19 protein-coding genes and 1 pseudogene are annotated in these 23,073 nt (G+C 38.2%); 6 read left to right on the forward strand and 14 right to left on the reverse strand.

Annotation, left to right across the window (positions count from 1 at the left end; genetic code table 11):
- Nucleotides 1–2: 2 nt before the first annotated feature.
- The 11 genes and pseudogenes from PMI13_RS13080 to PMI13_RS20685 all read right to left on the reverse strand — a co-directional run bounded on the left by PMI13_RS13080 (nt 3) and on the right by PMI13_RS20685 (nt 14,104).
- On the reverse strand, nt 3–2,876 hold the full coding sequence (locus PMI13_RS13080; RefSeq protein WP_007844474.1) for a TonB-dependent receptor: 2,874 nt from the start codon (nt 2,874–2,876) through the stop codon (nt 3–5).
- 133 nt (nt 2,877–3,009) lie between these two features.
- Nucleotides 3,010–4,692, reverse strand: a pseudogene (gene cysI, locus PMI13_RS13085) (assimilatory sulfite reductase (NADPH) hemoprotein subunit); the annotation flags it as partial.
- A 23-nt stretch (nt 4,693–4,715) separates the two neighbouring features.
- Nucleotides 4,716–6,425, reverse strand: a complete 1,710-nt coding sequence (locus PMI13_RS13090) for a diflavin oxidoreductase (protein WP_007844476.1) — start codon at nt 6,423–6,425, stop codon at nt 4,716–4,718.
- On the reverse strand, nt 6,415–7,260 hold the full coding sequence (gene cobA, locus PMI13_RS13095) for a uroporphyrinogen-III C-methyltransferase (protein WP_007844477.1): 846 nt from the start codon (nt 7,258–7,260) through the stop codon (nt 6,415–6,417). The genes PMI13_RS13090 and cobA overlap by 11 nt, the downstream gene beginning before the upstream one ends.
- Nucleotides 7,261–7,286: 26 nt before the next feature.
- The gene (cysK, locus tag PMI13_RS13100) at nt 7,287–8,198 is read right to left on the reverse strand and encodes a cysteine synthase A (RefSeq protein ID WP_007844478.1); all 912 of its coding nucleotides are present in this window, start codon (nt 8,196–8,198) and stop codon (nt 7,287–7,289) included.
- A gap of 22 nt (nt 8,199–8,220) precedes the next feature.
- Entirely contained in the window at nt 8,221–9,051 is an 831-nt protein-coding gene (gene epsC / locus PMI13_RS13105; RefSeq protein WP_007844480.1) for a serine O-acetyltransferase EpsC, read from the reverse strand.
- Between the two features lie 2 nt (nt 9,052–9,053).
- On the reverse strand, nt 9,054–10,292 hold the full coding sequence (locus PMI13_RS13110; RefSeq protein WP_007844483.1) for a sulfate adenylyltransferase subunit 1: 1,239 nt from the start codon (nt 10,290–10,292) through the stop codon (nt 9,054–9,056).
- Between the two features lie 91 nt (nt 10,293–10,383).
- The gene (gene cysD / locus PMI13_RS13115; RefSeq protein ID WP_007844485.1) at nt 10,384–11,292 is read right to left on the reverse strand and encodes a sulfate adenylyltransferase subunit CysD; all 909 of its coding nucleotides are present in this window, start codon (nt 11,290–11,292) and stop codon (nt 10,384–10,386) included.
- Nucleotides 11,293–11,302: 10 nt separating this feature from the next.
- Entirely contained in the window at nt 11,303–12,016 is a 714-nt protein-coding gene (locus tag PMI13_RS13120) for a phosphoadenylyl-sulfate reductase (protein ID WP_007844486.1), read from the reverse strand.
- 90 nt (nt 12,017–12,106) lie between these two features.
- A complete protein-coding gene (locus tag PMI13_RS13125) occupies nt 12,107–12,517 on the reverse strand; it encodes an RrF2 family transcriptional regulator (RefSeq protein ID WP_007844488.1) in 411 nt (136 codons plus the stop codon).
- Between the two features lie 207 nt (nt 12,518–12,724).
- Nucleotides 12,725–14,104 carry an endo-beta-N-acetylglucosaminidase H gene (locus PMI13_RS20685; protein ID WP_157158220.1) on the reverse strand — a complete coding sequence of 460 codons (1,380 nt, stop codon included), beginning with the start codon at nt 14,102–14,104 and terminating at the stop codon, nt 12,725–12,727.
- A 434-nt stretch (nt 14,105–14,538) separates the two neighbouring features.
- Between PMI13_RS20685 and PMI13_RS13135 the strand changes: the two genes are divergently transcribed.
- On the forward strand, nt 14,539–15,594 hold the full coding sequence (locus PMI13_RS13135; protein ID WP_007844490.1) for a sensor histidine kinase: 1,056 nt from the start codon (nt 14,539–14,541) through the stop codon (nt 15,592–15,594).
- Nucleotides 15,584–16,276, forward strand: coding sequence for a LytR/AlgR family response regulator transcription factor (locus PMI13_RS13140; protein WP_007844492.1), 693 nt, complete (start codon nt 15,584–15,586; stop codon nt 16,274–16,276). Before PMI13_RS13135 ends, PMI13_RS13140 begins: the two co-directional genes overlap by 11 nt.
- A 63-nt stretch (nt 16,277–16,339) precedes the next feature.
- On the opposite strand, the gene PMI13_RS13145 is transcribed toward PMI13_RS13140, so the two are convergent.
- Nucleotides 16,340–18,958, reverse strand: coding sequence for a T9SS type A sorting domain-containing protein (locus tag PMI13_RS13145; RefSeq protein ID WP_007844494.1), 2,619 nt, complete (start codon nt 18,956–18,958; stop codon nt 16,340–16,342).
- Nucleotides 18,959–19,185: 227 nt separating this feature from the next.
- On the opposite strand from PMI13_RS13145, the gene PMI13_RS13150 reads away from it, so the two are divergent.
- Genes PMI13_RS13150 through PMI13_RS13165 form a run of 4 tightly spaced genes read left to right on the forward strand, consistent with a single transcriptional unit; the run spans nt 19,186 to nt 21,088 of the window.
- Nucleotides 19,186–19,695: a hypothetical protein gene (locus PMI13_RS13150; RefSeq protein ID WP_007844496.1), complete on the forward strand. Its 510-nt coding sequence runs from the start codon at nt 19,186–19,188 to the stop codon at nt 19,693–19,695.
- Nucleotides 19,692–20,039 carry a tRNA-binding protein gene (locus tag PMI13_RS13155; protein ID WP_007844497.1) on the forward strand — a complete coding sequence of 116 codons (348 nt, stop codon included), beginning with the start codon at nt 19,692–19,694 and terminating at the stop codon, nt 20,037–20,039. Before PMI13_RS13150 ends, PMI13_RS13155 begins: the two co-directional genes overlap by 4 nt.
- A 14-nt stretch (nt 20,040–20,053) precedes the next feature.
- Complete coding sequence (locus PMI13_RS13160) at nt 20,054–20,758, forward strand: 3'-5' exonuclease (RefSeq protein ID WP_007844498.1); 705 nt, start codon at nt 20,054–20,056, stop codon at nt 20,756–20,758.
- 3 nt (nt 20,759–20,761) lie between these two features.
- The gene (locus PMI13_RS13165) at nt 20,762–21,088 is read left to right on the forward strand and encodes an SUF system Fe-S cluster assembly protein (protein WP_007844500.1); all 327 of its coding nucleotides are present in this window, start codon (nt 20,762–20,764) and stop codon (nt 21,086–21,088) included.
- A gap of 91 nt (nt 21,089–21,179) precedes the next feature.
- On the opposite strand, the gene PMI13_RS13170 is transcribed toward PMI13_RS13165, so the two are convergent.
- Together PMI13_RS13170 and PMI13_RS13175 are read right to left on the reverse strand one after the other, a co-directional pair.
- Nucleotides 21,180–22,019, reverse strand: coding sequence for a sulfurtransferase (locus PMI13_RS13170; protein WP_034669648.1), 840 nt, complete (start codon nt 22,017–22,019; stop codon nt 21,180–21,182).
- Nucleotides 22,020–22,134: 115 nt separating this feature from the next.
- The gene (locus tag PMI13_RS13175) at nt 22,135–22,983 is read right to left on the reverse strand and encodes a hydroxymethylglutaryl-CoA lyase (protein WP_007844502.1); all 849 of its coding nucleotides are present in this window, start codon (nt 22,981–22,983) and stop codon (nt 22,135–22,137) included.
- Nucleotides 22,984–23,073 lie beyond the last annotated feature (90 nt).

The raw sequence follows: 23,073 nt of genomic DNA on the forward strand, positions 1-23,073 counted from the left end.
CATTACAATTTTAAATCATAAGTAAAAGCCATATAATACAATCCTCCGATTTCAGGCCCGGCTGCATACTGAAAATACCGGCGGTTCAGCAAATTGGTCGCTCCAATTTTAATATTCACATTAATTTCAGGAATCCTCCAGGTAGCCTGTGCATCAATGGTATAAAATGATGGAATTTCACCCGAAGCCAAAGGACTTTCCCATAAAAACCTGTTTTGCCATCTTGCCACTACTGTAAATCCGATATTCTTAATAATTTCCCTGTTTCCTAAGCTTACGTTTACCGACCATTTAGGTGTATTGAAAGATGTTATAAAAAGATCAGAATTTTGAGATGAAATCAGGTCGTTGTACGATACGTTTGCATTGATATTGTAATTTTTCACAAGGTTATAGCGGAGCCCCAGAGAAGTTCCATAGCTTTTATAGGTATTATTACTGTTCGTATATACCCTGTAACGGTCCTGTTTACTGCGGTCAATCATATCGAGAACAGCGTTATCACTGCCTACCTTTCCATTTTTGGGAACGGCCACTTCCACCTGGCCCAGAAAACCTTCGTAGATATTATAATAAAAATCCCAGTCAATGACCAGTTTGTTATTAAATAAAACCGATTTATAGCCCACTTCAAAAGAATTTATCTTTTCCGGCTGCAGTTTTTGCAGATTAGCCACCACCAAACGATTTCTATTATCTAAAGCTGCCTGGCTTTGGCTTTTTCCGCCGTCAACATCTGCATTTACAGCAGAAATAAACTGATCAATCGATGCAAGGGTATAGGAGTTTTCAAGATAACCCAATCCTTCATTCACTTTTGTAAGTCCACCTACACGTCTTACATTACCGTTATTAACAAAAGAAAAGGCTTCAAACAACGAAGGAAAACGGAATCCGTTCTGAAAAGAGGCTCTGAAATTATGCCGGTTAACCGGAGAATATACAAGACTTATCCTCGGATTAAATTTGGTTTCAAATTCTGGGTTTCTATCAACCCTCAATGCTACATTAAGTTTTAACTTTTCATCGAAAAAGAGTTTGGTAAGCTGTGCAAAGGCACCATATTTCTGATAAGTGACATCTTTTCCAAAGGTTCCGTCAGGCAATGGAATATTCCTTTCACTGACTGGTCTTTCAAAATCAACAAAGTTATTTCCGTCCGGTGTTATGCTGTAAAAACGATAATCAATTCCGGCAAGAAGATTAAATATTTCCACGAACCTGCTTAAATCATAGGTGATTTCCCCCTGGTAAAAACGGGATTCCTGCTCCAGTTTAGCACCACCCGTTGCGGGAGCTCCTGCCACACCACCGTTGGCTGAGTCCCAGTTATTAATTCCGATAATCCTGTTCTTTAGTTGCTCAAAGGCTGCCGTTCCGGGAACTACCCTGTTTTTATCCGCTTCCTGCCGCGCAAAAATAAAGGCATCATTCAGGTTGACTCCAGCGTTAAGATTATTCTGTAATGTGGTCTGAAATATATTTTTCCAATTTGTATTGGAAAGATTGGTAAGGTCGAGATTATCTGCCAAAGGTTTAAGATTGTAGGAATCTCCGGTATTTTCTATCGACACATAAGTTCTGAAAGTCAATTCTTTTCCGGTCAGCTCTACTTTATGATTCTGAACGGTTGCATTTTGCAGCCGGATCTTATTTCCCCTTTGAAAAGTTCCGTCCAATAATCCGTAGCGATACACATAAGAAGCCCGCCACTGATCACCGAAACGGTAATACAGCCCTGCATCAAATTTTATATTTTTTACTTCCGGGCTTACCAGATCTTTTTCTAAATAGCCCGTTCTTGAAACATTGAAAGTCGTTGGTTTCCCGTTATAATCTACTTTTACTGCTACTCTGTTATTTCTTTCGTCTCCATATTTATTCCAGAGGTCTTCTGCGGGATTATTCACAAAAGAAAACTTCGGATTTCCGGTAACCAGAGAATTAGGATTCTGATCTGTATGGTTATCTGAAATCCAGTCGATCCCGCTAAAATAAGAAGCATTAACTTTTATTGCCAGATTTTTATTGAATGCTTTTGCAAACCTTATAGCACTTTCGCCCAACGGAGCTATTGTATGATTAACATTGTCTACATGATTGACTCCGCCACGGAAATAAAAGCTTAATCCTTCAGAGGTAAAAGGATCTTTTGTCTGAAGGCTTGCAAGACCGTTGATGGCATTCATTCCGTAAAGTGCAGAGGCTGCACCCGGAGTAACTTCCATAGACTGGATGTCGAGCTCTGTAGGGCCAATGGCATTTCCCAACGGAACCCCCAACGTAGCCGACTGTACATCAACGCCATCTACCAACTGCATAAAGCGGAAATTATTGGGTGAATTAAATCCTCTTGAATTAGGTACTTTCAGGGTAAGGCTTGACGTTAAAAGCTGTAATCCTTTTACATTTTCCAAGGTTTCATAGAATGAAGCTGCCGGGCTTTCCCTGATTGCTTTAATATCAATTTTCTCAATAGCGATGGGCGATCTTAATACTTTTTCGGGAACACGTGACGCTGAGATCACCACTTCATTAATGATGGTATTCTGAGGATTGAGCTCAATGGCTATTTTATTGGAAAGGGAAAGTATTTCAACTGTTCGACTGGTAAAATCTTTTTTCGTGATCACAATTCTGAAGGGTATTTTAACTCTTGTTCTCAGGCTAAAATTTCCCTGTTGATCCGTTAATGCCATATCCTGAGTGTTTTCAACCTGAATCTGCACTCCTGCAAGCCCTTTCCCGGTATCTGTATGGTTGATAATACCGCTTAATTCTATAAGCTGCTGTGCCTGTATGAGATTAAAGAATAATATTGTAAATAATAGAATGCCTGTTTTTTGCAGAAAATATCCCTGGGTGTTATTTTTCATTGTTTATTTTTTAGGTTAATAAGAATGTTAAGTGAAGCCTGATGGTAAACAACACATGCACATTCGCATTCCTAAAAGGCGCTGATCCTGCTTTTGATATTTTTTCTGACGGTAAAGAATATTGATCATATATTTATTTTAAAGTTTGCAGGTAGCGGTATGAAAAATCCCCAAATGTTTCTTCTCCGTTTCTTCCTTTCACATAGATCCCGAAAAGCTCATCCAGCGTATTGAGAATTTCTTCTTCGCCGATATTTTCTTTAAATTTCGTATTAAGGCGCATTCCTAGTCTGTCTCCGCCGATATGAAGATTATATTTCCCATAAGCCGTCCCTACGAATCCTATTTCAGCGTTGGGAGATCTTCCGCAACCGTTTGGGCATCCGGTCATCCGGATCGTAATATCTTCATCTAAAAGACCGTGTTTTCCGAGTACGGGTTCTATTTTTGTCACTAAGGAAGGCAGGTAACGCTGTGCTTCTGCCAAAGCCAGAGAACAGGTATTTAAAGCGACACATGCAACAGAGTTTTTACGCAGGGCACTTGCTTCTTCTGTGTAATTGAAAATTCCGTATGTTTTCAGGAGATTTTCAATTTCATTTTTATCTGCTTCTTCAATATCAGAAAGGATCAGGTTTTGGTTACAGGTAAACCGGAAATTGACTTTTCCGGTTTCAGCTATTTTCAACAGCCCTGATTTCAAAGGGTATTCCTGAGTATCCAGAACTCTTCCATGCTCAACAAACAGGGTATAAAACCATTTTCCTTCATGATTTTTTATCCAGCCATAACGGTCTTTTCTCTGTTCAAACTTAAATTCCCTGGCAGGTTCAAAAGCAAAGCCGGTTCTTTTCTCAACTTCTGCTTTATACTGGTCTATTCCGAGCTTGTCTATTGTATATTTTAATCTTGATAATTTTCTGTCGCTCCTGTTCCCAAAGTCCCGCTGTACGGTAATGATTTCATAAACCGCCTTCAGGGCTTTTTCTTCAGTATCTACAAAACCCAATACCGAGGCAAGCCGTGCATAGGTTGCCTCATTGCTGTGGGTTGCCCCAAGCCCGCCTCCGGCAGCTATATTGTACCCAATGATCTGATCATTTTCGATAATTGTGATGAGGGCAATGTCATTAATAAAAACATCTACATCATTGTTGGGCGGAATTGCAATTCCTATTTTAAGCTTTCTGGGCAGATATCTGTCCTGATACAAGGGGTCTTCTTCTGCCTTTCTGTCGATTAGCAATTCGTTATCAATCCAGATATCATAATAAGCTTTGGTTTTAGGCAGGCACATTTCACTTATTTTCCCTGCCAGCTCGTAAACTTCCTGGTGAACCGGCGATTCGGAAGGGTTTGAGGTACAGGTAACGTTTCTGTTGACATCTCCACATGCAGCAATAGAATCCAGGTGCTGAAGATTAAATTCCTGAATGGTAGGCCTCAAATGAGATTTTAAAATTCCATGCAGCTGTACGGTTTGTCTCGTTGTAATTTTTATGGTTCCGGTCGAGTGCTTCCCTGCAACTTCATGAAGGCCGACCCATTGTTCCGGAGTGATGAAACCTCCCGGCAAACGTAAGCGGATCATAAATGAATACAGCCATTCCAGTTTTTTGGCTACACGCTCTTCCCGTCTGTCTCTGTCATCCTGCTGGTACATCCCATGAAATTTCACAAGGGTCTGGTCGTCTTCTCTTATGGCTCCGGTAAAATCATCTGAAAGGCTTTCATTCAGGGTTCCCCTGAGCCCGTTGCTCCCGGTTTTAATCCTTTCTACCGGCGAAAGGTTATCTTTATTATTCATTTTGTTTTTCTCTTTATTATTTGTGACTCATTTTAATAAACATCTTTGGCATATCTCCCGTTAAGCTCCATTTCTTCAAGGTAAAGGCCTGCTTCTTCTTTCGTACATTTTCCATGATCCTGAATAATATTCAAAAGTGTTTCTTCCACATCCTTACTCATCGGTTCTTTTGCACCGCAGATATAGAGAGATGCTCCTCCTTCAAGCCAGTTAAAAATCTCATTTGCTTTCTTTTTCAGCTTATCCTGAACATATATTTTTTCAGGTGTGTCTCTGGAGAATGCCATATCTAAATGGGTTAATGTTCCGGTTTTCATAAAATCCAGGATTTCCGACTGGTAGAGAAAATCCGAGATAAAATTCCGGTCCCCGAAAAAGAGCCAGTTTCTCCCTTCGCTTCCTGTAGCATCCCTTTCCCAGAGAAATGACCTGAAAGGGGCAATCCCTGTTCCCGGGCCAATCATGATAATGTCTTTATCTGGTCTGGGCAGTTTAAAATGTTTGGCTTCCTGGATATAAAACTCAAGGCTTTCTCCTTCGTTAAATTCGCTAAGGAAACCGCTGCACAAGCCGCTTTGTTTTTTATCATCAATGAAAAACTGTGATTTCGCAACCGTGATATGAATTTCCGTATCTCCATGGGCTTCCAGAGATGAAGAAATGGAGTATAAACGGGGAGCCTGACCTGTTAAAACAGGAATAATCTGTTCAAATTCACCGGCACTTCTTACCGGATAAATCCTAAGCAGATCAAGAAGACTTAAACGGACCTCGGGAATGTTATGCCCGGTTATTTGTGCATATTGGGCAACCGTTATTTTAAGCAGAAAACTGATATTCAAATATTTAGTCAGCAATTCATCTATGCTTGCCGTAATTTTTGAAGTTTCGATCTGTTTTTGGGGATCAACTCCCGTCAGTTCAATAATTTCACTGACTACAGCTCTTGAATTAACGGGAATTACTCCTAAGGCATCTCCCGGCTTATAAATAACAGGCTCTTCCGATTCTATTTCGATATGATAGGTTTCTTTTTCAGAAGTGATATCATTAAGGTTAATGATCGCCGAAACGGTTCCGGAATAGGTTTTTCTTGAAGATGAGGTTTTTGTTGTTAAAACATTTGACTTAGCCGTTCCTGAAGTTTTATTCACTGCATCAAAGAGATGTTCCACCCAATTATGGGCGTCCTGCTCGTAATCAATATCACACTTCTTTAATGGGATAATCCGCTGAGCTCCCAGGATTTCAAATCGGAAATCAACATCTTCACCTGTTTTGCAAAACAGCGGATAACTGGTGTCTCCTAACGCTAAAACTCCAAATTTCAGATGATTAAGGTTTATTTCATTCTCATGAATATGGTCATAGAATTTTTTAGCCAATATTGGAGGCTCCCCTTCTCCCTGAGTACTTATGATCATAAAGAAAAACTCTTCTTTACCCAGGTCTTTAGGCTTGTACTGTGAAAGGTCTGCCAATTTCACCTGAATCCCTTTTTTCTTGATAATTCCGGCCAGCTCGGTTGCCAGCTTTTTGCTGTTCCCGGTTTCTGTTCCGTAGGCAAGTGTTATTTTCTTTACCTGATTTTCAGTTATGAGGTTCTGTTCAGTCACCGTCGGCTGAACAGTCAAAGCAGATCCGGCCAGCCCTGCCAGATAGCCACTCGCCCAGATGGTTTCGTCTCTCGAGAAATCACCGGATATTTGTTTAAGGATATTAAATTTAGTTTCAGACAGCATATTCGAAAAGGTTTTGGATGTTTGATATGATACTTCCATTAGCAATGGATTTAAAATAAAGGCCTTCCTGTTCTGCATTATCAAGCCAGGAGAATTCTTCATGCAGATTCACAATTTTTCCCACGACCACCAAAGAAGGGGAAGCAAAAGTTTTATTTTCAAATTTACTTTCAAAATCATCAAATGATGAGGTATACACTTTTTGATAGGGTGTAGTAGCCTGTTCGATAACCGCAATCTTTTTTTCTTCTGAAATATTCAGTTTTATAAACTTCTCAACAAGGCCGGAAAGGTTTCCTTTGGACATATAAAACACAAGGGTATCGTTGGTTGAAGCAAGTTCTTTCCAATAATCACCGGTAAGGATTTCTGATTTGTAATAAGTCAGAAAACGGACTGATGTGGCATATCCCCGGGCTGTTAACGGCATTCCTGCATAAGCAGCAGCTCCCAAAGCAGCCGTAATTCCGGGGATGATTTCAAAAGGAATCTCTTTATTTTTCAGAGCCTGCAATTCATCCAGAATATTGGAAAATATGGAAACATCACCACCTTTTAATCTCACAACCACTTTATTCTGAAGGGCATAATCAACCATTAAATTATTAATCTGGGATTGAGGGGTCGAGGCGTTTTTACTGCATTCTTTACCTACATACAAAACTTCAGTATTTTCGCTAATATATTCTTCTAAAATTTCAGGGCTTACAAGGCGGTCACACAGGATTACATCTGCTTCAGCAATTGCTTTCACCGCTTTTACTGTGATGAGATCAGGGTCACCGGGTCCCGCACCGATAAGGTAAACCTTTGGTGTTTTATTATTTGTTTTCATTTAAAATCTGCTTTAGAGGTTAAGCTTTAGAACAATCCTTCAATGGAAAGATACCTTTCGCCTGTATCATAGTTGACGGTTAATATTTTCGATCCGGCTTTTATTTCAGGTAATTTTTTGGCTACTGCAGCTAAAGCGGCTCCTGTTGAAATTCCTACAAAAAGACCTTCTTTTCTGGCAGCATCAACAGCAAAACTAAAAGCTTCGTCTTTACCTGTTTTAATGATCTCATCCAAAAGATCCGTATCCAATATGGAGGGAATAAATCCTGCTCCCAACCCCTGTAACGGGTGTGGCCCCGGTTCTCCACCACTCAGCACCGGAGACAGATCCGGCTCGACAGCAATCACTTTAATATCCGGAAAGTGTTGTTTTAATACTTTTGCAATCCCTGTGATGTGTCCACCTGTTCCTACTCCTGTAATGAAATAGTCTAAGCCATCCGGAAAATCTTTCAGAATTTCCTGTGCCGTGGTATCGGTATGGATTTTTACATTGGCCGGATTATCAAATTGTTTCGGCACCCATGAGTTTGGAGTTTCTGCTGCCAGCTCATTGGCTTTTTCAATGGCTCCTTTCATTCCTTTCTCTCTCGGAGTCAGCACAAATTCTGCACCGTAGGTTTCCATAATCTTGCGGCGCTCCACACTCATGCTTTCGGGCATCACCAGAATAAGCTTATAACCTTTCACTGCTGCTACCAAAGAAAGTCCTATCCCGGTATTTCCGCTTGTAGGCTCAATAATGACACTGTCTTTGTTCAGCAATCCTTTAGCTTCAGCATCTTCAATCATTGCTAATGCAATCCTGTCTTTGATGCTTCCACCCGGGTTACTTTTTTCTAATTTGATCCAGATCTCATGGCCCGGACTGAAAAGCTTATTAATTTTTACTACCGGAGTATTTCCGATGGTTTCTAGTGTGTTTTGGAATTTCATACCGATTAAATTTTTATTTTTTTTATATCACAAAGGTTAAGGACTCAGGTAATGAATTGTTATCCTTAATTTTAATTTCACTTTTATTGTAAACCAGGGAATTGGAAGGAACATTTTGTGTAATCCACACATTTCCGCCAATAATGCTTCCCTTTCCTATCGTTGTATTTCCTCCTAATATGGTTGCCCCGGAATAGATAATGACATGGTCTTCAATATTAGGATGCCTTTTCTGGTTAGCTTTCTTTTTGGAGACATTCAATGCGCCGAGGGTTACTCCCTGATAAATTTTCACATGATCCCCTATTACTGAGGTTTCCCCGATCACAATTCCCGTTCCGTGGTCAATGAAAAAGGATTCTCCGATTGATGCTCCCGGATGAATATCTATTCCTGTTTTACTGTGTGCATATTCTGAAATGACCCGGGGTAATATTTTTATTTCCTGATTCCACAGCTGATGGGATATTCTGTATACATAAGTCGCAAAATAGCCCGGATAAGCCAGAAGTATTTCTTCCAGAGAACCGGTTGCCGGATCAAATTCCAGTACCGCTTCTGCATCTATGATCAGTTTATCATATATCACGGGTAAAGCATCGAAGAAATAATCAACCTGCTTTTCTGCAAGACGCTCTTCTTTTACAATACTGACGATCAGGTCAAAAAGAGCTTCCTGTGCTTTTTCAAAATCTTTTTTCAGATTATCTTGAGTATTGATATGCTGAGGAAGGAAAAGCACTTCATATAATTGGGTTACAAAGGTTTCAGCTTTACTTTTATCAAAGAAGCCATAAGAACTGTTTTGCTTGTTCTTAAGAATCTGATCAAAAAAATGTCCCTTCGTTTTCATTTCTACTGAATTATACATGCTGCCACCGTCGAGTTGGAAGTTTCATCCACCAGGATTGCCGATCCTGTTATTTTATTGTTTATAAAACTATCATAAACCAGAGGCTGCGCGGTTCTTAAAGTAACTTTAACAATTTCATTAAGCTTTATTTCTCCTTCTGCTTTTTCCTGCACCAGGGTGTTTACATTTATTTTGTAATCAATTTCCCTTACCACAGCTTTTAATACATGGCTGTGATGCTGCAGCAAATATTTATTGCCCGGCTGTAATGCTTTCTGATCAAGCCAGCATAGCAAAACCTCTACCTCTTTTTCAACTTCCGGAAGCTTTTCTTCTGTGGCAAAAAAATCACCCCTGCTGATATCTAAATTATCTGCGATATGAATCACTGCCGGCTGCCCTTCAAAAGCTTTATCTTTTTCAACTCCGTTAATTTCAATTTTAGTAATCTCGCTCACTGTACCTGCCGGAAGGATATGAACAGCATCTCCTTTCTGAAATTTACCACTCAGTATTTGTCCTGCATATCCTCTGTAGTCATGCAGCTCATCAGTCTGTGGACGAATAACGTACTGAACCTGAAAGCGGCTTCCGCCATTAAACTCTTCATTCAGGGTAACTTCCTCAAGGTATTCGAGAAGTGAACCGCCATCGTACCAGTCTGTTTCAGGTGATACTGATACAATATTATCTCCTTTCAAGGCCGAAATAGGAAAATATTTCACCTCATTTAAGCTCAGGCTGGTTGCAATTTTTGAATATTCGTCTTTAATATTTTCATATACTTCTTCAGAATAATCCACCATATCCATTTTATTAATGGCTACGACTACTTTTTTCAGTTTCAGCAATGAAGCGATGATGGAATGCCTTCTGGTCTGCTCAATGACTCCTTTGCGTGCATCTATAAGGATCACCATCAGATCTGAATTGGAGGCACCGGTAATCATATTACGGGTATACTGTACATGTCCCGGAGCATCTGCAATAATAAATTTTCTCTTTGGTGTTGAAAAATATCTGTAGGCAACATCTATCGTTATCCCCTGTTCTCTTTCTGCCCGCAAACCATCTGTTAAAAGAGCCAGATCGACACCGTCCTCATTCTTGTTTTTGGAATGTTTCTCCAATACTTCCAGCTGATCCTGTAAAATACTTTTGCTATCGTAAAGCAGTCTTCCGATAAGGGTACTTTTACCGTCATCAACACTTCCTGCCGTTATAAATCTTAAAATATCCATCTTTTGAGTTATGAGTTATAAATTATGAGTTATGAGTGATAAGTAATGATTAATAAAAAGCCGTTAATATTTACCATACTCATTGCCTATATTAAAAGTAGCCGCCTTTTTTGCGGTCTTCCATTGCTGCTTCTGTTACCTTATCATCAATTCTGGTTTCCCCGCGTTCTGAAATTCTGGTTGCCAGGATTTCTTCAATGACATCGTCTATGGTGTCAGCTGCTGATTCTACCGCTGCAGTACATGTCATATCACCAACCGTTCTGTAGCGAATCCTTTTTACAGTCAAAATATCATTTGCTTCCAGAGAGGCATGAGGTGAATTGGCTATCCACTGCCCATTGAAATCAACAACCTCTCTTTCATGGGAAAAGTAAATAAAGGGGAGCTCTATTTTTTCCCGACGGATATAATTCCAGACATCAAGCTCCGTCCAATTGCTTATCGGGAAAACTCTTACATTTTCCCCTTTTTGGATTTTTCCGTTGAAAATGTTCCATAATTCAGGGCGTTGAAGTTTAGGGTCCCATTGTCCGAATTCATCACGGACAGAAAAGATTCTTTCTTTTGCACGGGCTTTTTCTTCGTCTCTGCGCGCACCTCCAATGCAGGAGTCAAATTCAAACTCTTCTATTGTATCAAGTAATGTAAAGGTCTGCAACCAGTTCCTGCTCGGAAATTTACCCTTCGGTTCCGCCAGTTTTTTACGTTTAATTGTATCTTCTACTTTCCGTACAACCAGATTAACATCCAGCTGATTTGTCAGTTGGTCACGGAAATCCAGAACCTCCGGAAAATTGTGCCCGGTATCTACATGAACAAAAGTAAAAGGGATCTTCCCGGGACGGAATGCCTTTGAAGCTAAATGTGCCAGTACAATACTGTCTTTCCCGCCACTGAATAGTAAAGCAGGCCGCTCAAACTGCCCTGCAACTTCTCTTAAAATGTAGATCGATTCTGCTTCCAGCTGATCCAAGTAATCTAAATGATATGTTGACATCTTTTGTTTTTTATTTATGAATATGTAAGCCGCATTCCTTTTTATCAGCATCTTCCCACCACCAGCGGCCAGCCCTGAAATCTTCCCCTTCTTTAACAGCTCTGGTACAGGGCTCACAGCCGATACTCATAAAACCCTTTTTATGCAGATAATTATAGGGTAAATGATGATTGCTGACATAATCTGTAACCTGCTCTGTCGTCCAGTTCAGCAAGGGATGATATTTTATGATCTGATTATCTTCGTCCCATTCCAATTGAGATATATTCTTCCTGTTTAATGAATGCTCCGCTCTCAATCCTGTGATCCAGATTTTATAGCCCTGCAACGCTTTTTTCAAAGGCTCCACTTTACGGATATTGCAACATGCTTTTCTCTGCTCTACAGACTGATAAAATGAATCCGGCCCATTTTCTGAAACAAATTCTTTTAAGGTTTCCGTATCCGGATAATAGGCTTTGATATTCTTTTTGAAAAAAGCCCTTGTTGCGCTCCAGGTTTCATAAGTTTGCTCAAAAAGCCGCCCTGTATCTAATGTAAATACATCAACATTCAGGTCTTTTATCAGATGAGTTACTACCTGATCTTCATAACTGAAACTGGTAGAGAAGATCACCTGCCCAGGAAACCTATCCGAGAGAATTTTAAAAAAATTCCCGTCAGAAGGCCTCCCATAGGCTCCTTCCAATAATTTTCCGAACTCTTTTTTCAGACTCATTTTCATTTCGTTTGAATTAATTTTCTGCAAATATAAATTAAAATTCTATTAATCCTACCTAATTAGTAGAATTTAGAATAAAAAAATTTTTAATGCTTATTTTAGAAATGAAGTTAACGTAGCATCCATCATGCTTCTCCTTGTTTTTTCTCTGACATTAATTAATTCATTTCTCAGATAACAGGTCGCTTCATCCAGACAGTCGTCACAGGGTTCATAGAAATTTAAGGAAACACAAGGGGTTAAGGCAATCGGACCTTCAAAAATGCGGTAAATATCAGCCAATGAAACATCATCCGGAGATTTCAACAGATAATAACCACCAGCAGTACCTTGTTTGCTGTTAACAAGTTTTGCCCGTTTTAATTCTAAGAGAATCTGTTCTAAAAATTTTTTGGGAATATTTTCGTCCTGTGCAATTATAGAGGTAGACAAAAAGCCCTGATTATAGCTTCTTGCCAATCTAACCATTGCTTTTAAAGCATATTTGCACCTTTTCGACATCATAACTGATGCAAGTTATAACAATTTATTCGATTTACGAAATCTTGAAAATTGGGGCCATTACAGATTGGTAAAACAAAAAAATTAAATCAATGAACTTTTTACTATAAAAATGAGAGCAGTCTTCCTCTGCTCTCATTTTGTTTAAAGAAATTGCCCCAAAGAATATAAAATAATCTAAACCATTCCGGGACTGAACATACAATGAAACTATAATTTTATTAATTTCCATTTCTGGGCACTGCTTCCGTTGGCTGTCCATATCTGGATTTTGGTTCCATCAGCAGTTGCAGACTGGTTAACATCCAGACAGGAATTAGGGGCACATGCCGGTGACAACGTAAAATATCCATTCCCTACTGATGTTATTTTCCATTGCTGATTCGAGGATCCGGCATATGACCAGATCACCTGCTGAGTCCCATCTGCCGTACCTGAACCACTGTCATCTAAAGCTTTAGTGGAAGCATTAACTGGCTGTAATTTATAATATCCGTTATTGAGGCTGGTGATGACCCATTTCTGGGCGTTTGAATTATTGGAGCCCCATAATTGCACTTTCGTTCCGTTCGTAGTTCCTGACGACGCTACATCCAATACACTTGAATTGTTAACGGCTGAAACCAGGGTATAGGTCGCTCCGGATACAATATCGGCTACAGGTGGCGTAGTCGTTCCGCTATCATAGGTTGTAGTGTAGCCATACAGGGCATTCGTAGCACTGGAGATATAAGATGCAATATTATTAGACGTCAGATTATAGCACAGGTAAACGCCGTAACCATCTGTTTTTGTTTTGGTCGCAAAATTTGTAGCCGTCGAAGAACTTGTAGCAGTTACATCTACTGCAGCTGCCCCCAACTGACTTTTTACCAGTCCCGGAATATTCGGTGCCGAGTAAGTACCATAATAAGGATTCCATGCAAAATCAACTTTAGAGCCTACCGTTACTCCGTTATAAGATAAGTTACTGGCAGAAGGTCCTATATTGTAAAAGCTTATTATTTTATCCGGTAATAAGTCTCTAAGGGCTGTAACGAGGTAGACAAATGAAGATGCATTGGGTTGCGATGTAGAATTATTTCCATATTCGGCATATTCGTCGTCAAAGTCGATTCCATCCAGCCCATAAGTGTTGACTGCATCAGCCAGCTCCTGTGCAAATGCCTGTGCGGCAGCCTGGGAAGGGAAATTGGCAAAACCAGCTCCCTGATGGTTTCCCAATACAGACAGCATTACTTTTATCCCTTTATCCTGCAGAGGTTTTATATAGGTGGAAGAGTTCGTAAGAACATTCGTTACCTGATCATTAAAATGCAGATAGGCTTTCTGAGTGGTCGTATTGTAATTAATGTTCGCCGCAAAAATAATTGCAACATCAAACAGCTGTTGGCCGTTGGACAATTTATATTTTCCAACTTCACGGATGTCATTATTATTAACTTCAACATACATTACAGAAATCGGGCTCTTCTGTAAGGTTACAATACGCGAGTTTGTATCTGCTTTTAATGGTGTTGCATCCGGACCATTGTTTTCAGCTTCTGTAAAAGGATCACTATTACAGCCTGATAAAAAAAACAGACTCATTATTAAAATTAATATTCTGTTCCGTTTTAAAATCGAAGATAGGTTTTTCATAGATTTAAGTGTTTTGCATTTATTTATTTTTTTATTTTTGACAAGATTTGATTAATAATATTTAGATATTGATAATTTTTGAGATAATAATTTATCATTAAATTAAAAAAAAGTTACAATCAATATTTCTATCAAATAGCCATAAGATTATATGAATGTTAAGTTTTTATTACGTTTTTCTAAATGTATTTCTTTATGAACAGCTAAAAAAAAATATTAAACCAACAGCATTAAAATTTAAACAAAAAACAAAATATCATCTACCAACAACATTTTTGACACCCTTAATTATCTCTTTTTAGATATGAAAATGATTTATTTTAACAAATTTTCACCCCAAAAAGCAGTCTGTCCCTGTTCAAATAAAAAGTCCCGCAAAAAATATGTTAACAAATAATAGTCAAATACTTAGAATTGATTTCAGGCTGAAGTACCATGTTTTATTTTGGATTCTTTACTTCCTTCTCAATTTTTTGAGATGGGGGGCTTATTATGATGATTATATTTATTCTTTTAAATCAAATCTTGTAGAATTTTCTCTTCATATTGCATTTATTTACTTTAATATTTTCATTTTAATTCCCCGGTTTATTTTAAAATCGAGGTACATAAGCTATATTTTCATTATTCTATTTTGCCTGGGACTGATCTATGTTCTTAAAACTTTTTTAATCTTATTCCTGATATCGGAGGATATCTGGCCGGAAGCAAACATCCGGTATCAACCTTTTGGTATCAATCATATTATTTCCGAATGTGTAGGGGAACTGTATGTGCTTACTTTGGCATCTTCTGTTTATCTGACCATGAATTGGTTAAGGGAAAGAGAAAGAAACAGGAAATTAAGGGAAGAACAGATTAAAATAAAGCTTAAAAACTTTGAAAACCAGATACAGCCGCACTTCTTCTTCAATACACTGAACAATTTATATTCATTATCTATTTCCAACTCGGATCTGGTTTCCAGTGTGATCATTAAGTTATCCAAACTGATGAAATTTGTGCTGTATGATGTGAAAGACAATAGCTTCGTGCCTTTAGTCCGTGAGCTTGAGTATATCCAGAATTATATTGATATTGAAAGGCTCAGATTTAAAAATATTGAGGTCATAACGAGCATCAATTCCAATATTGAACACATTTTCGTTCCCCCTATGATTTTCATTACTTTTATAGAGAACGCCTTTAAACATGGTGGTTATAAAGGTATTATAAAAATCAAGATCAACTGTAATACAGAAAATGATCAATATTTCGTTTTTGAAGTAATTAATAATTATGTGAATTCAAAGGAAGCTTTCCGGGAAGGCGGAATTGGAATCGAGAATGTCATCAACCGGTTAAAGCTGTTGTACCAAAATGAATTTGAACTCTCCCAGACCAGCAAGCTGAATTATTATATTGTTAAATTAAAAATCCCTGTCAATTATGAAAACTAAGTGTGTAATTGTAGATGACGAACCTTTGGCAACCGATGTTCTGGTCAATTATTTTAAAAACTATCCGAATTATGAAATTGTGAGTGTTTTTTTCGATTCTGTTCAGGCATTGGAATTTTTGAAGAAAAATCCAATAGATATACTTTTTGTAGACATTAATATGCCCCAGATGTCCGGTTTCGAATTAATCCGGCTTTATGAAAACAGCAATAACACTAAGATTATCGTCACCACAGCATACAGGGAATTTGCTGCTGAAAGCTATGATTTAAATGTGCTGGATTATCTTGTAAAGCCAATCCCTTTGTTCCGGTTTATTAAATCTGTTTCAAAGATTGAAAATGAACTGAAAAGGAAAGTAACGGACGCCAGGAGTGGCCATATCATTATAAAAGTGGAAAAAAAGATGGTCAAACTTTGTTTTGACGAAATCCTTTTTGTAGAAGGCATGAAAGAATATATAAAAGTAATTGCCCAGGATAAAATATATATTACATACAGAACCCTCTCCTCTATTTCAGAAGAGCTTCCTGAACAATTATTCTCCAGGGTTCACAAATCTTTTACGGTTTCTCTGGATAAAATCAATTCTATTGAGGGAAATATGCTGCATATTGCGGGATACCGGATTCCTATTGGGAGAAAATTTAATAAGGAAGTAAAAACGAAAATTTTAAAATGACAGCAAAAAAAGAAACAGAGTGATTTACCCTGTTTCTTTTTTGATCATAATACAATGAAAATCTTAATGTTTCACTATAAATTGTAAAGATTTACTTTCAGACCCTGTACTCATATTCAGAATATAAATTCCGTTTATAAGGTCAGCTGTTGAAAATTTAATCCTATTCGCTCCTTTTAAACTGGAACCAACGGGTATTACTTTTATTTGTTTTCCATAATAATCAACAACTTTAGCGGCTATTTTTGCATCTTCTTTTAATATGAAATCCACAATTGCCATATCAGACACCGGATTAGGGGAAAACTTGATGCTTCCGTCAAATACAGATGTGATATCCACTTTTTTATTTTCTTCTGAACATTCTCCGTCACAGATCGGTTCTCCGTTTTTGATTTCTTCATTGACAGAAACTAAGAAATGACATACTGTACCATACGGTTGATCAGGTTTATCTGTCGTATGCTGTGAAACGGCAAAATCATATTTTTCAATGGTGCTAATGTTATTATTCAGCTTAAAATTCAGTACGATTGGTAAATATTCTTTCGGTTGTATAGGAATATTTTTTAATTGGGCATTCTGAAGGTCAGTAATAATAATTTCATGATTATTATAATCTAAAACCTCAACCCCTTCTGCCTGCATTCCTGCCGCTTTCCATCTGTCCCAGACCTTATCCTCTAATTTTATTGTTATGGTTCCTACACTTTCAAAAGGAACAGAAGAGGTTTTTAGTCTTTGAAAACGGACATTAAAATTCCTTACATGGTCTAAATAATTACCTATGAAAAAGCCACTCGGACTTAAAAAGAAAGCTCCGCTCAGGTTTACCAGCCTCGTGTTTCTTGTAACAATATTGTTATTTTTTATCACATTCGCTTCTACAGGTGCATTGGGTCCCGGATTCTCATCAAACATAGGGTCATTGGAACTCACAATCCGTCCTAAAAAGCAAATAACATTATCTGCATTTACACCATATATTGCGGGATTAACAGGGTACCATTTAGCATCTATGATATATTCCTGGCCTGGTGCCAATGCCGGTATTTTAAATCCCTGCCCAACAACGTATTCATTTGATGAGTTAAAGCCTGTATAGGCAATATTCAGTTCTGCACCTAATGGCTGATTATTTGCTGTCATTACTCCTGTCCAGGATTCGGGCCATGCTTCTCCCGTAGAGCCCATAGTCCAGTACAACCTTGCAAAGCCTGGGGCAGATGTTGCACAGCTAATATTGTGAACCCGGAATCTCATTACATTAGAGCCCGGCCCGGCATAACCCGGATTTTCATGGGTGATATTTAGCCCAACATTCGTTACCCTATTCCATATATCATTACTCTGATAAGTATTTATCCAGGTATTTGCAGACGGATTGGGCTCCAATCCGATATCGTACTGACTATCAAAAGCAGCTAAATCATTGGCAGGGCTCGACTGTACATAATAATTTTCATCATCTACCTGATCCGGTAAGAAAGTTCCTTCATAAGTGTTCGGGTTTAATAATAAATTATTCAGGTCAACCGTCATCAGTTTAAATGTCATCCCCGGGTTGGGCCCGCTGTAAATGTATTCTGTTTTAACTACAAAATAATTTCCAAATACATCTTTTTCTATAGCATGATAATTATCTATCTGTCCAGAAATACCTTCCCTTAAGGAGTTGGTAATCGGGGTTATGGTTCCGTTACTGAGATTGATTGTCCGTAAACCATAATCTACCATTCCCGGGGAACCCTGAAAATTACTTATTGAAAAAACCAGATTTTGTCCGTTATTGTAAAATTCCAGTCCTCCAACCATCCCTCCTTGTGGTAAAGGATAGTTGGTAATTATGCAATTAAGAGGTGCAGACGAATCGATTGCAGCAGTATATAGCCTTGCCGGATTATAGGAATTGATATTATTGGGTGGATCAGTAGAGTCTCCCCATGCCAGCACTTTCAAACCGTTAGCAGATTCATATAATTCTAATTCTCTTACAGCACTTCCGAAATAAGTGGGAAGATAATTGCTCGAGACCGGAGAAGACTGAAAACTATTTGTAGGGCTTACTCCATTAATGATAAATCTTCGAATAGTAGATACTGTAGAACTGTTATTTAGATAATTAAGTCCAACGGTATATACATATCTTTCGTTGTTTCCATTGAGTTTCGATACTGCAATTCCCGGTAACTGAACAGGATTCATAGGGTTTGTGGGACCTGGATATCCTAAATCTGCTATTATTCCATCATCAACAACAGCTCCGATAAGATTGGGAGATCCGCTGATCATTTTTATTACCGCATGATAAAGCTTGTAAAGATACCGGTCATCACTGTGAACATTCGGATTGGGATTATTGCCATATGCTATAAACAGCTTCACTCCTATTACATACCACTCGTCACATTTTCCCGGGACCCGGATTACCGATGTTTCTCCTTCCGAAATATTAACTGCTCCTGCATTAGAAGTATTAATATTTCCTCCGGTTACCGTAAATAATATATTTCCCGATTCATCATAAGCTCCCGTTCCTGAATTAATTGATGACGGAGTAAATTGAGGAGCAGCGCCTGTAAAATCTAAATAGCCTCCACCTCCTGTCAGCCATTTCGGCATTTGCCCATTCATCAATACAATACCTATACAGGTAAATAAGAATAGAATTCTTGTTTTCATAAAATTAGTTTTTGTTTGAAGTTACTTCCTGTTATTAAAAGAAGCAACGAGAAATCATTAAGTGTACAATTATATTAATTAAGTGTAAAGAACCCTCAATTAACTGTGTTTCAAATAAGTAAATTTCAAGTATAAAGAATAGAGAAAATATTTTTAGAAATAGTTCAGATATTCTGTCTAAACTTTTCAGTAAATATTTTAATACATTTGCTTAAAACATATTTTGAATGAACTTCGAACAAATCAATTTACACCTTAATGCCTATAAAGAGCATGATCAGATCCTGGATGCAGCCAAATATTTAATTTCCTCTTTCGGTTTAGAACATGATAATTTTGCGGGTTTTGGTTTCAGGGAAGAGCTGTCACCAAACTCTATGCTTCTGACTGCCGAAGGAGCATTGGGGCAGGCTCAGAGAGTAATGATTCCTAAAAATTTATTTGATTTTGACCTGAACCTCGTTTTGAATATGCTGGCTCATGAAATGCTTCATGTAAGACAAAAAGCTCCAGGAAATATCATTGAAGATAAAAATGAAAGAGAGTTTCAGGCGTATTATGAAATGCTTTTTCATAAGGTTTTCCCACAGGTTCCCGAAGTTTCGGATTTCCATAAAAAGTTTTTCGGAAATAAAGCGCTGGAATATTACAGAAGAATGGGGGAAGGTTCGGAGCTACAACGAAAATATGCTGAACAGAAAACAGAAGTTGAACAATTAATTGACGAATTATCATGACCATAAAACCGGAAATATCCTGGGAAGATTTTGAAAAAATAGATATGCGATGCGGAACCATTATTTCCGTAAATGATTTTGAAAAAGCCAGAAACCCTTCCTATCAGTTAGAAATTGATTTCGGAGATCTGGGAATAAAGAAATCTTCTGCTCAAGTTACTTCACTCTATCAAAAAGAAGAACTGATCGGAAAACAGGTTCTTGCCGTGGTCAATTTTCCTAAAAAACAGATCGCTAATTTTTTCAGCGAATGCCTAGTATTGGGAGTTTATGGGGAAAACAAAAAGGATGTCACCCTTTTAACCCCATCATTACCTGCCAAGAACGGCATGCAGGTCGGCTAAAATAGTAAACACATATGATACAGAACATTCCATTAGAGAGAATATTGTTCCTCGATATAGAAACGGTCCCGAATGCCGGATCATGGGAAGATTTATCAGAAACTGATCAGAAACTTTGGGATAAAAAAACAAGATTTCAGAGAAAAGAAGAAGTTTCTGCAGAAGAATTTTATCCGGAAAGAGCCGGAATTATGGCAGAATTCGGTAAAATAATCTGCATCACAATCGGGATGCTCGAAAAGAATGAAACTTTAAAAATTAAAAGCTTTGCCGGTCATGATGAGAAAAAGCTGCTTCAGGAATTTGGAGAAATTTTCAACAGCCCAAGACTGCGGGATGTGATCCTTTGCGCCCACAACGGAAAAGAATTTGATTTCCCTTGGATTTCAAGAAGGTTTCTGATTAACGGCATGTTTCCGCCTGTACCGTTTCAGATGTTTGGGAAAAAACCCTGGGAAATTCCCCACATCGATACAATGGAACTCTGGAAATTCGGAGATTATAAAAGCTTCATTTCATTGGAATTACTGGCTCATGTTTTCGGAATTCCCACCCCTAAAGATGATATTGACGGCTCAATGGTTTCATCAATCTACTACATAGAAAAAGACTTGCAAAGAATAGTTGACTATTGTGAAAAAGATGTCTTAACTTTGGCAAATATTTTCCGGCGCATGCGTCAGGAAGATTTGTTGAAAAGGAATATCAATCTAGATTAAAAAATGAAATTTACAGACGATCAAATTGCTGATATCGGAGAAGAAATCATAAACCAGCTTAAAACCGTTTACGACCCTGAGATCCCGGTGGATATTTATGAGTTAGGCCTTGTTTATGATGTACAGATTTCCGAAGACGGTGATGTAAAAATTATCATGACCCTTACTACACCCAACTGCCCGGTTGCCGAAACCCTGCCACAGGAAGTAAAAGACAAAGTTGCGGAAGTAGAGCATGTAAACAGCGTAGACTTAGAGCTGACTTTTGAACCAAGCTGGAACAAGGATATGATGAGTGAGGAAGCGAAGTTTGAGCTGGGAATGCTTTAATATAACATAAGGAGGTCATCAGGCCTCTTTTTTTATGGTCAGAGTTTTACCCTGCCATTTAAAGCTGATTCATTGGTCTCTTTCTTCTCTTTCAAATTCCTTTTGCAATTTCTTTCCCTTCCCTTCTGCTCCATTCACTCCATGATCCCACATACAAATTAGGAATCTTAAAACCAGCATGTTCCAAAGCCAGAATCGTATGACACGCCGTTACTCCTGAACCGCAGTGAATGATTAAATTTCCAGGCTTACCTTCCAATAATTTCAGATATTTTTCTTTCAAAATTTCCGGTGGTAAGAAATTTCCGTTTTCATCAAGATTTTCAGAAAAAGGGATATTGATCGCTCCCGGAATATGTCCCGCAACCAAATCTATAGGCTCAGATTCTCCTTTATAGCGATAAGCATCTCTCACATCAATTACAACTGAATAATTGTTTACCAACTCATTTTCAATCTCTTCCAGAGTTGATACAGGAAGAAGCCAACCCGGTCTTTGGATCAGTTCAGCCTTATTAAAATGTTCTTCACCGGATGAAAAATCCAACCCGTTTTTTTCTGCAGCCTGAATTCCGCCATCTAGAACCTGAACATTTTCAAATCCGAAAGACTTCAGCATCCACCAGGCTCTTGCTGCTGCGTTTGCTCCATTTTTATCGTCATACACAACAATATGGGAATTTTCTGAAATGCCCAAGTCCGAAAGGGTTCTACTGAATTTTTCAATGCCCGGCAACGGATGTCTTCCTCCAAAAGCAGCATTATCACCAATTTCCGCAAGGTCTTTATCGAGATCAATAAATCTGGCTCCTTTGATATGCCTTTGAAGGTAGTTTTCACGCATATCTTTCCCCGCTCTTGCATCGAGGAGGATGAGATTTTCATTCTTGAAATTTTCTTTTAATTCGGAAGATGACAGGATTGGAGACATTTTATTGATTTTGAAATTAATTTCTAAGATAAGTTTTGATTGAACTCTCATTGAGTTTTTAATCTACGAGAGCGGGTTAAAGCCCGCTCCTATTGATTTTTATGGTTGATTCATTTTAAAAATGAAAAATATCCTTTGCTTTATTGTATGAGCTTTCGAAATTGAGGAGGTTTAAATGATGTTCTACCTTTTCTACACTCATAAAATTGATGACCTGCTCTGTAGGCATATTCCCCACAAGGTCATCTTTTGCCATTGGGCAACCCCCGATTCCTTTAATGGCACTGTCAAACCTTCGGCAGCCTTTATCATAAGCTGCTTTTAATTTTGAGTATGAATCTTCATACCTGTTGTGGAAGTGGCTTCCGAAATGAATCTCCGGATATTTTGAAGGGATCTTCTCAAATAAAAGAGAGATTGTCTCCGGCGTTGCAACTCCTGTAGTATCAGAAAGTAAGATGTTTTTAATTCCTATTTCAGAAAACCTTTGTGCCCAGAAATCCACGTCTTCCCATTTCCACATTTCACCATAGGGATTCCCGAATGCCATTGAAAAATAGATATTCAGCTCACGATTTTCACTTTTCACCAGCTCAAGCATTTTAATAATTTCATTAAAAGCTTCCTCCTGACTTTTATTGGTATTCCTGTGCTGAAATGTTTCCGAAATTGAAAACGGGAATCCCAGAATATCAACAGACTGATGTTTTAAGGCTTTCTCTGCACCCCTGTAATTTCCGATAATGGCGGAAACCTTGGTATTGGAGAGCGATTTATCAATATTTCCAGCAACTTCATCAGAATCAGCCATCTGGGGAATTGCTTTTGGAGAAACAAAGCTCAGGCTATCCAATACATCAAACCCAACTTCCATTAAAGAGTTGATGTAATCTATTTTTTTGCCGGTAGGGATAAATTCTCCCCAACCCTGCATTGCATCTCTAGGACATTCAGTAAGAAACATTTTTACTTTTGATTTTCTCAAATATAATAAAAACTAAACAAGTTTATATATGATCTTCACAAAGCTAACATATTTTTGATTTTCAACAAT

Origin of the sequence: Chryseobacterium populi (genome assembly GCF_000282115.1) — a bacterium.
Lineage (GTDB): Bacteria > Bacteroidota > Bacteroidia > Flavobacteriales > Weeksellaceae > Chryseobacterium > Chryseobacterium populi.

Coding starts and splice junctions, on each gene's coding strand:
- PMI13_RS13080 (WP_007844474.1), bottom strand. CDS start 2,876: ATGAAAAATAACACCCAGGGATATTTTCTGCAAAAAACAGGCATTCTA.
- PMI13_RS13090 (WP_007844476.1), bottom strand. CDS start 6,425: ATGCTGTCTGAAACTAAATTTAATATCCTTAAACAAATATCCGGTGAT.
- cobA (WP_007844477.1), bottom strand. CDS start 7,260: ATGAAAACAAATAATAAAACACCAAAGGTTTACCTTATCGGTGCGGGA.
- cysK (WP_007844478.1), bottom strand. CDS start 8,198: ATGAAATTCCAAAACACACTAGAAACCATCGGAAATACTCCGGTAGTA.
- epsC (WP_007844480.1), bottom strand. CDS start 9,051: ATGAAAACGAAGGGACATTTTTTTGATCAGATTCTTAAGAACAAGCAA.
- PMI13_RS13110 (WP_007844483.1), bottom strand. CDS start 10,292: ATGGATATTTTAAGATTTATAACGGCAGGAAGTGTTGATGACGGTAAA.
- cysD (WP_007844485.1), bottom strand. CDS start 11,292: ATGTCAACATATCATTTAGATTACTTGGATCAGCTGGAAGCAGAATCG.
- PMI13_RS13120 (WP_007844486.1), bottom strand. CDS start 12,016: ATGAAAATGAGTCTGAAAAAAGAGTTCGGAAAATTATTGGAAGGAGCC.
- PMI13_RS13125 (WP_007844488.1), bottom strand. CDS start 12,517: ATGATGTCGAAAAGGTGCAAATATGCTTTAAAAGCAATGGTTAGATTG.
- PMI13_RS20685 (WP_157158220.1), bottom strand. CDS start 14,104: ATGAGTCTGTTTTTTTTATCAGGCTGTAATAGTGATCCTTTTACAGAA.
- PMI13_RS13135 (WP_007844490.1), top strand. CDS start 14,539: ATGTTAACAAATAATAGTCAAATACTTAGAATTGATTTCAGGCTGAAG.
- PMI13_RS13140 (WP_007844492.1), top strand. CDS start 15,584: ATGAAAACTAAGTGTGTAATTGTAGATGACGAACCTTTGGCAACCGAT.
- PMI13_RS13145 (WP_007844494.1), bottom strand. CDS start 18,958: ATGAAAACAAGAATTCTATTCTTATTTACCTGTATAGGTATTGTATTG.
- PMI13_RS13150 (WP_007844496.1), top strand. CDS start 19,186: ATGAACTTCGAACAAATCAATTTACACCTTAATGCCTATAAAGAGCAT.
- PMI13_RS13155 (WP_007844497.1), top strand. CDS start 19,692: ATGACCATAAAACCGGAAATATCCTGGGAAGATTTTGAAAAAATAGAT.
- PMI13_RS13160 (WP_007844498.1), top strand. CDS start 20,054: ATGATACAGAACATTCCATTAGAGAGAATATTGTTCCTCGATATAGAA.
- PMI13_RS13165 (WP_007844500.1), top strand. CDS start 20,762: ATGAAATTTACAGACGATCAAATTGCTGATATCGGAGAAGAAATCATA.
- PMI13_RS13170 (WP_034669648.1), bottom strand. CDS start 22,019: ATGTCTCCAATCCTGTCATCTTCCGAATTAAAAGAAAATTTCAAGAAT.
- PMI13_RS13175 (WP_007844502.1), bottom strand. CDS start 22,983: ATGTTTCTTACTGAATGTCCTAGAGATGCAATGCAGGGTTGGGGAGAA.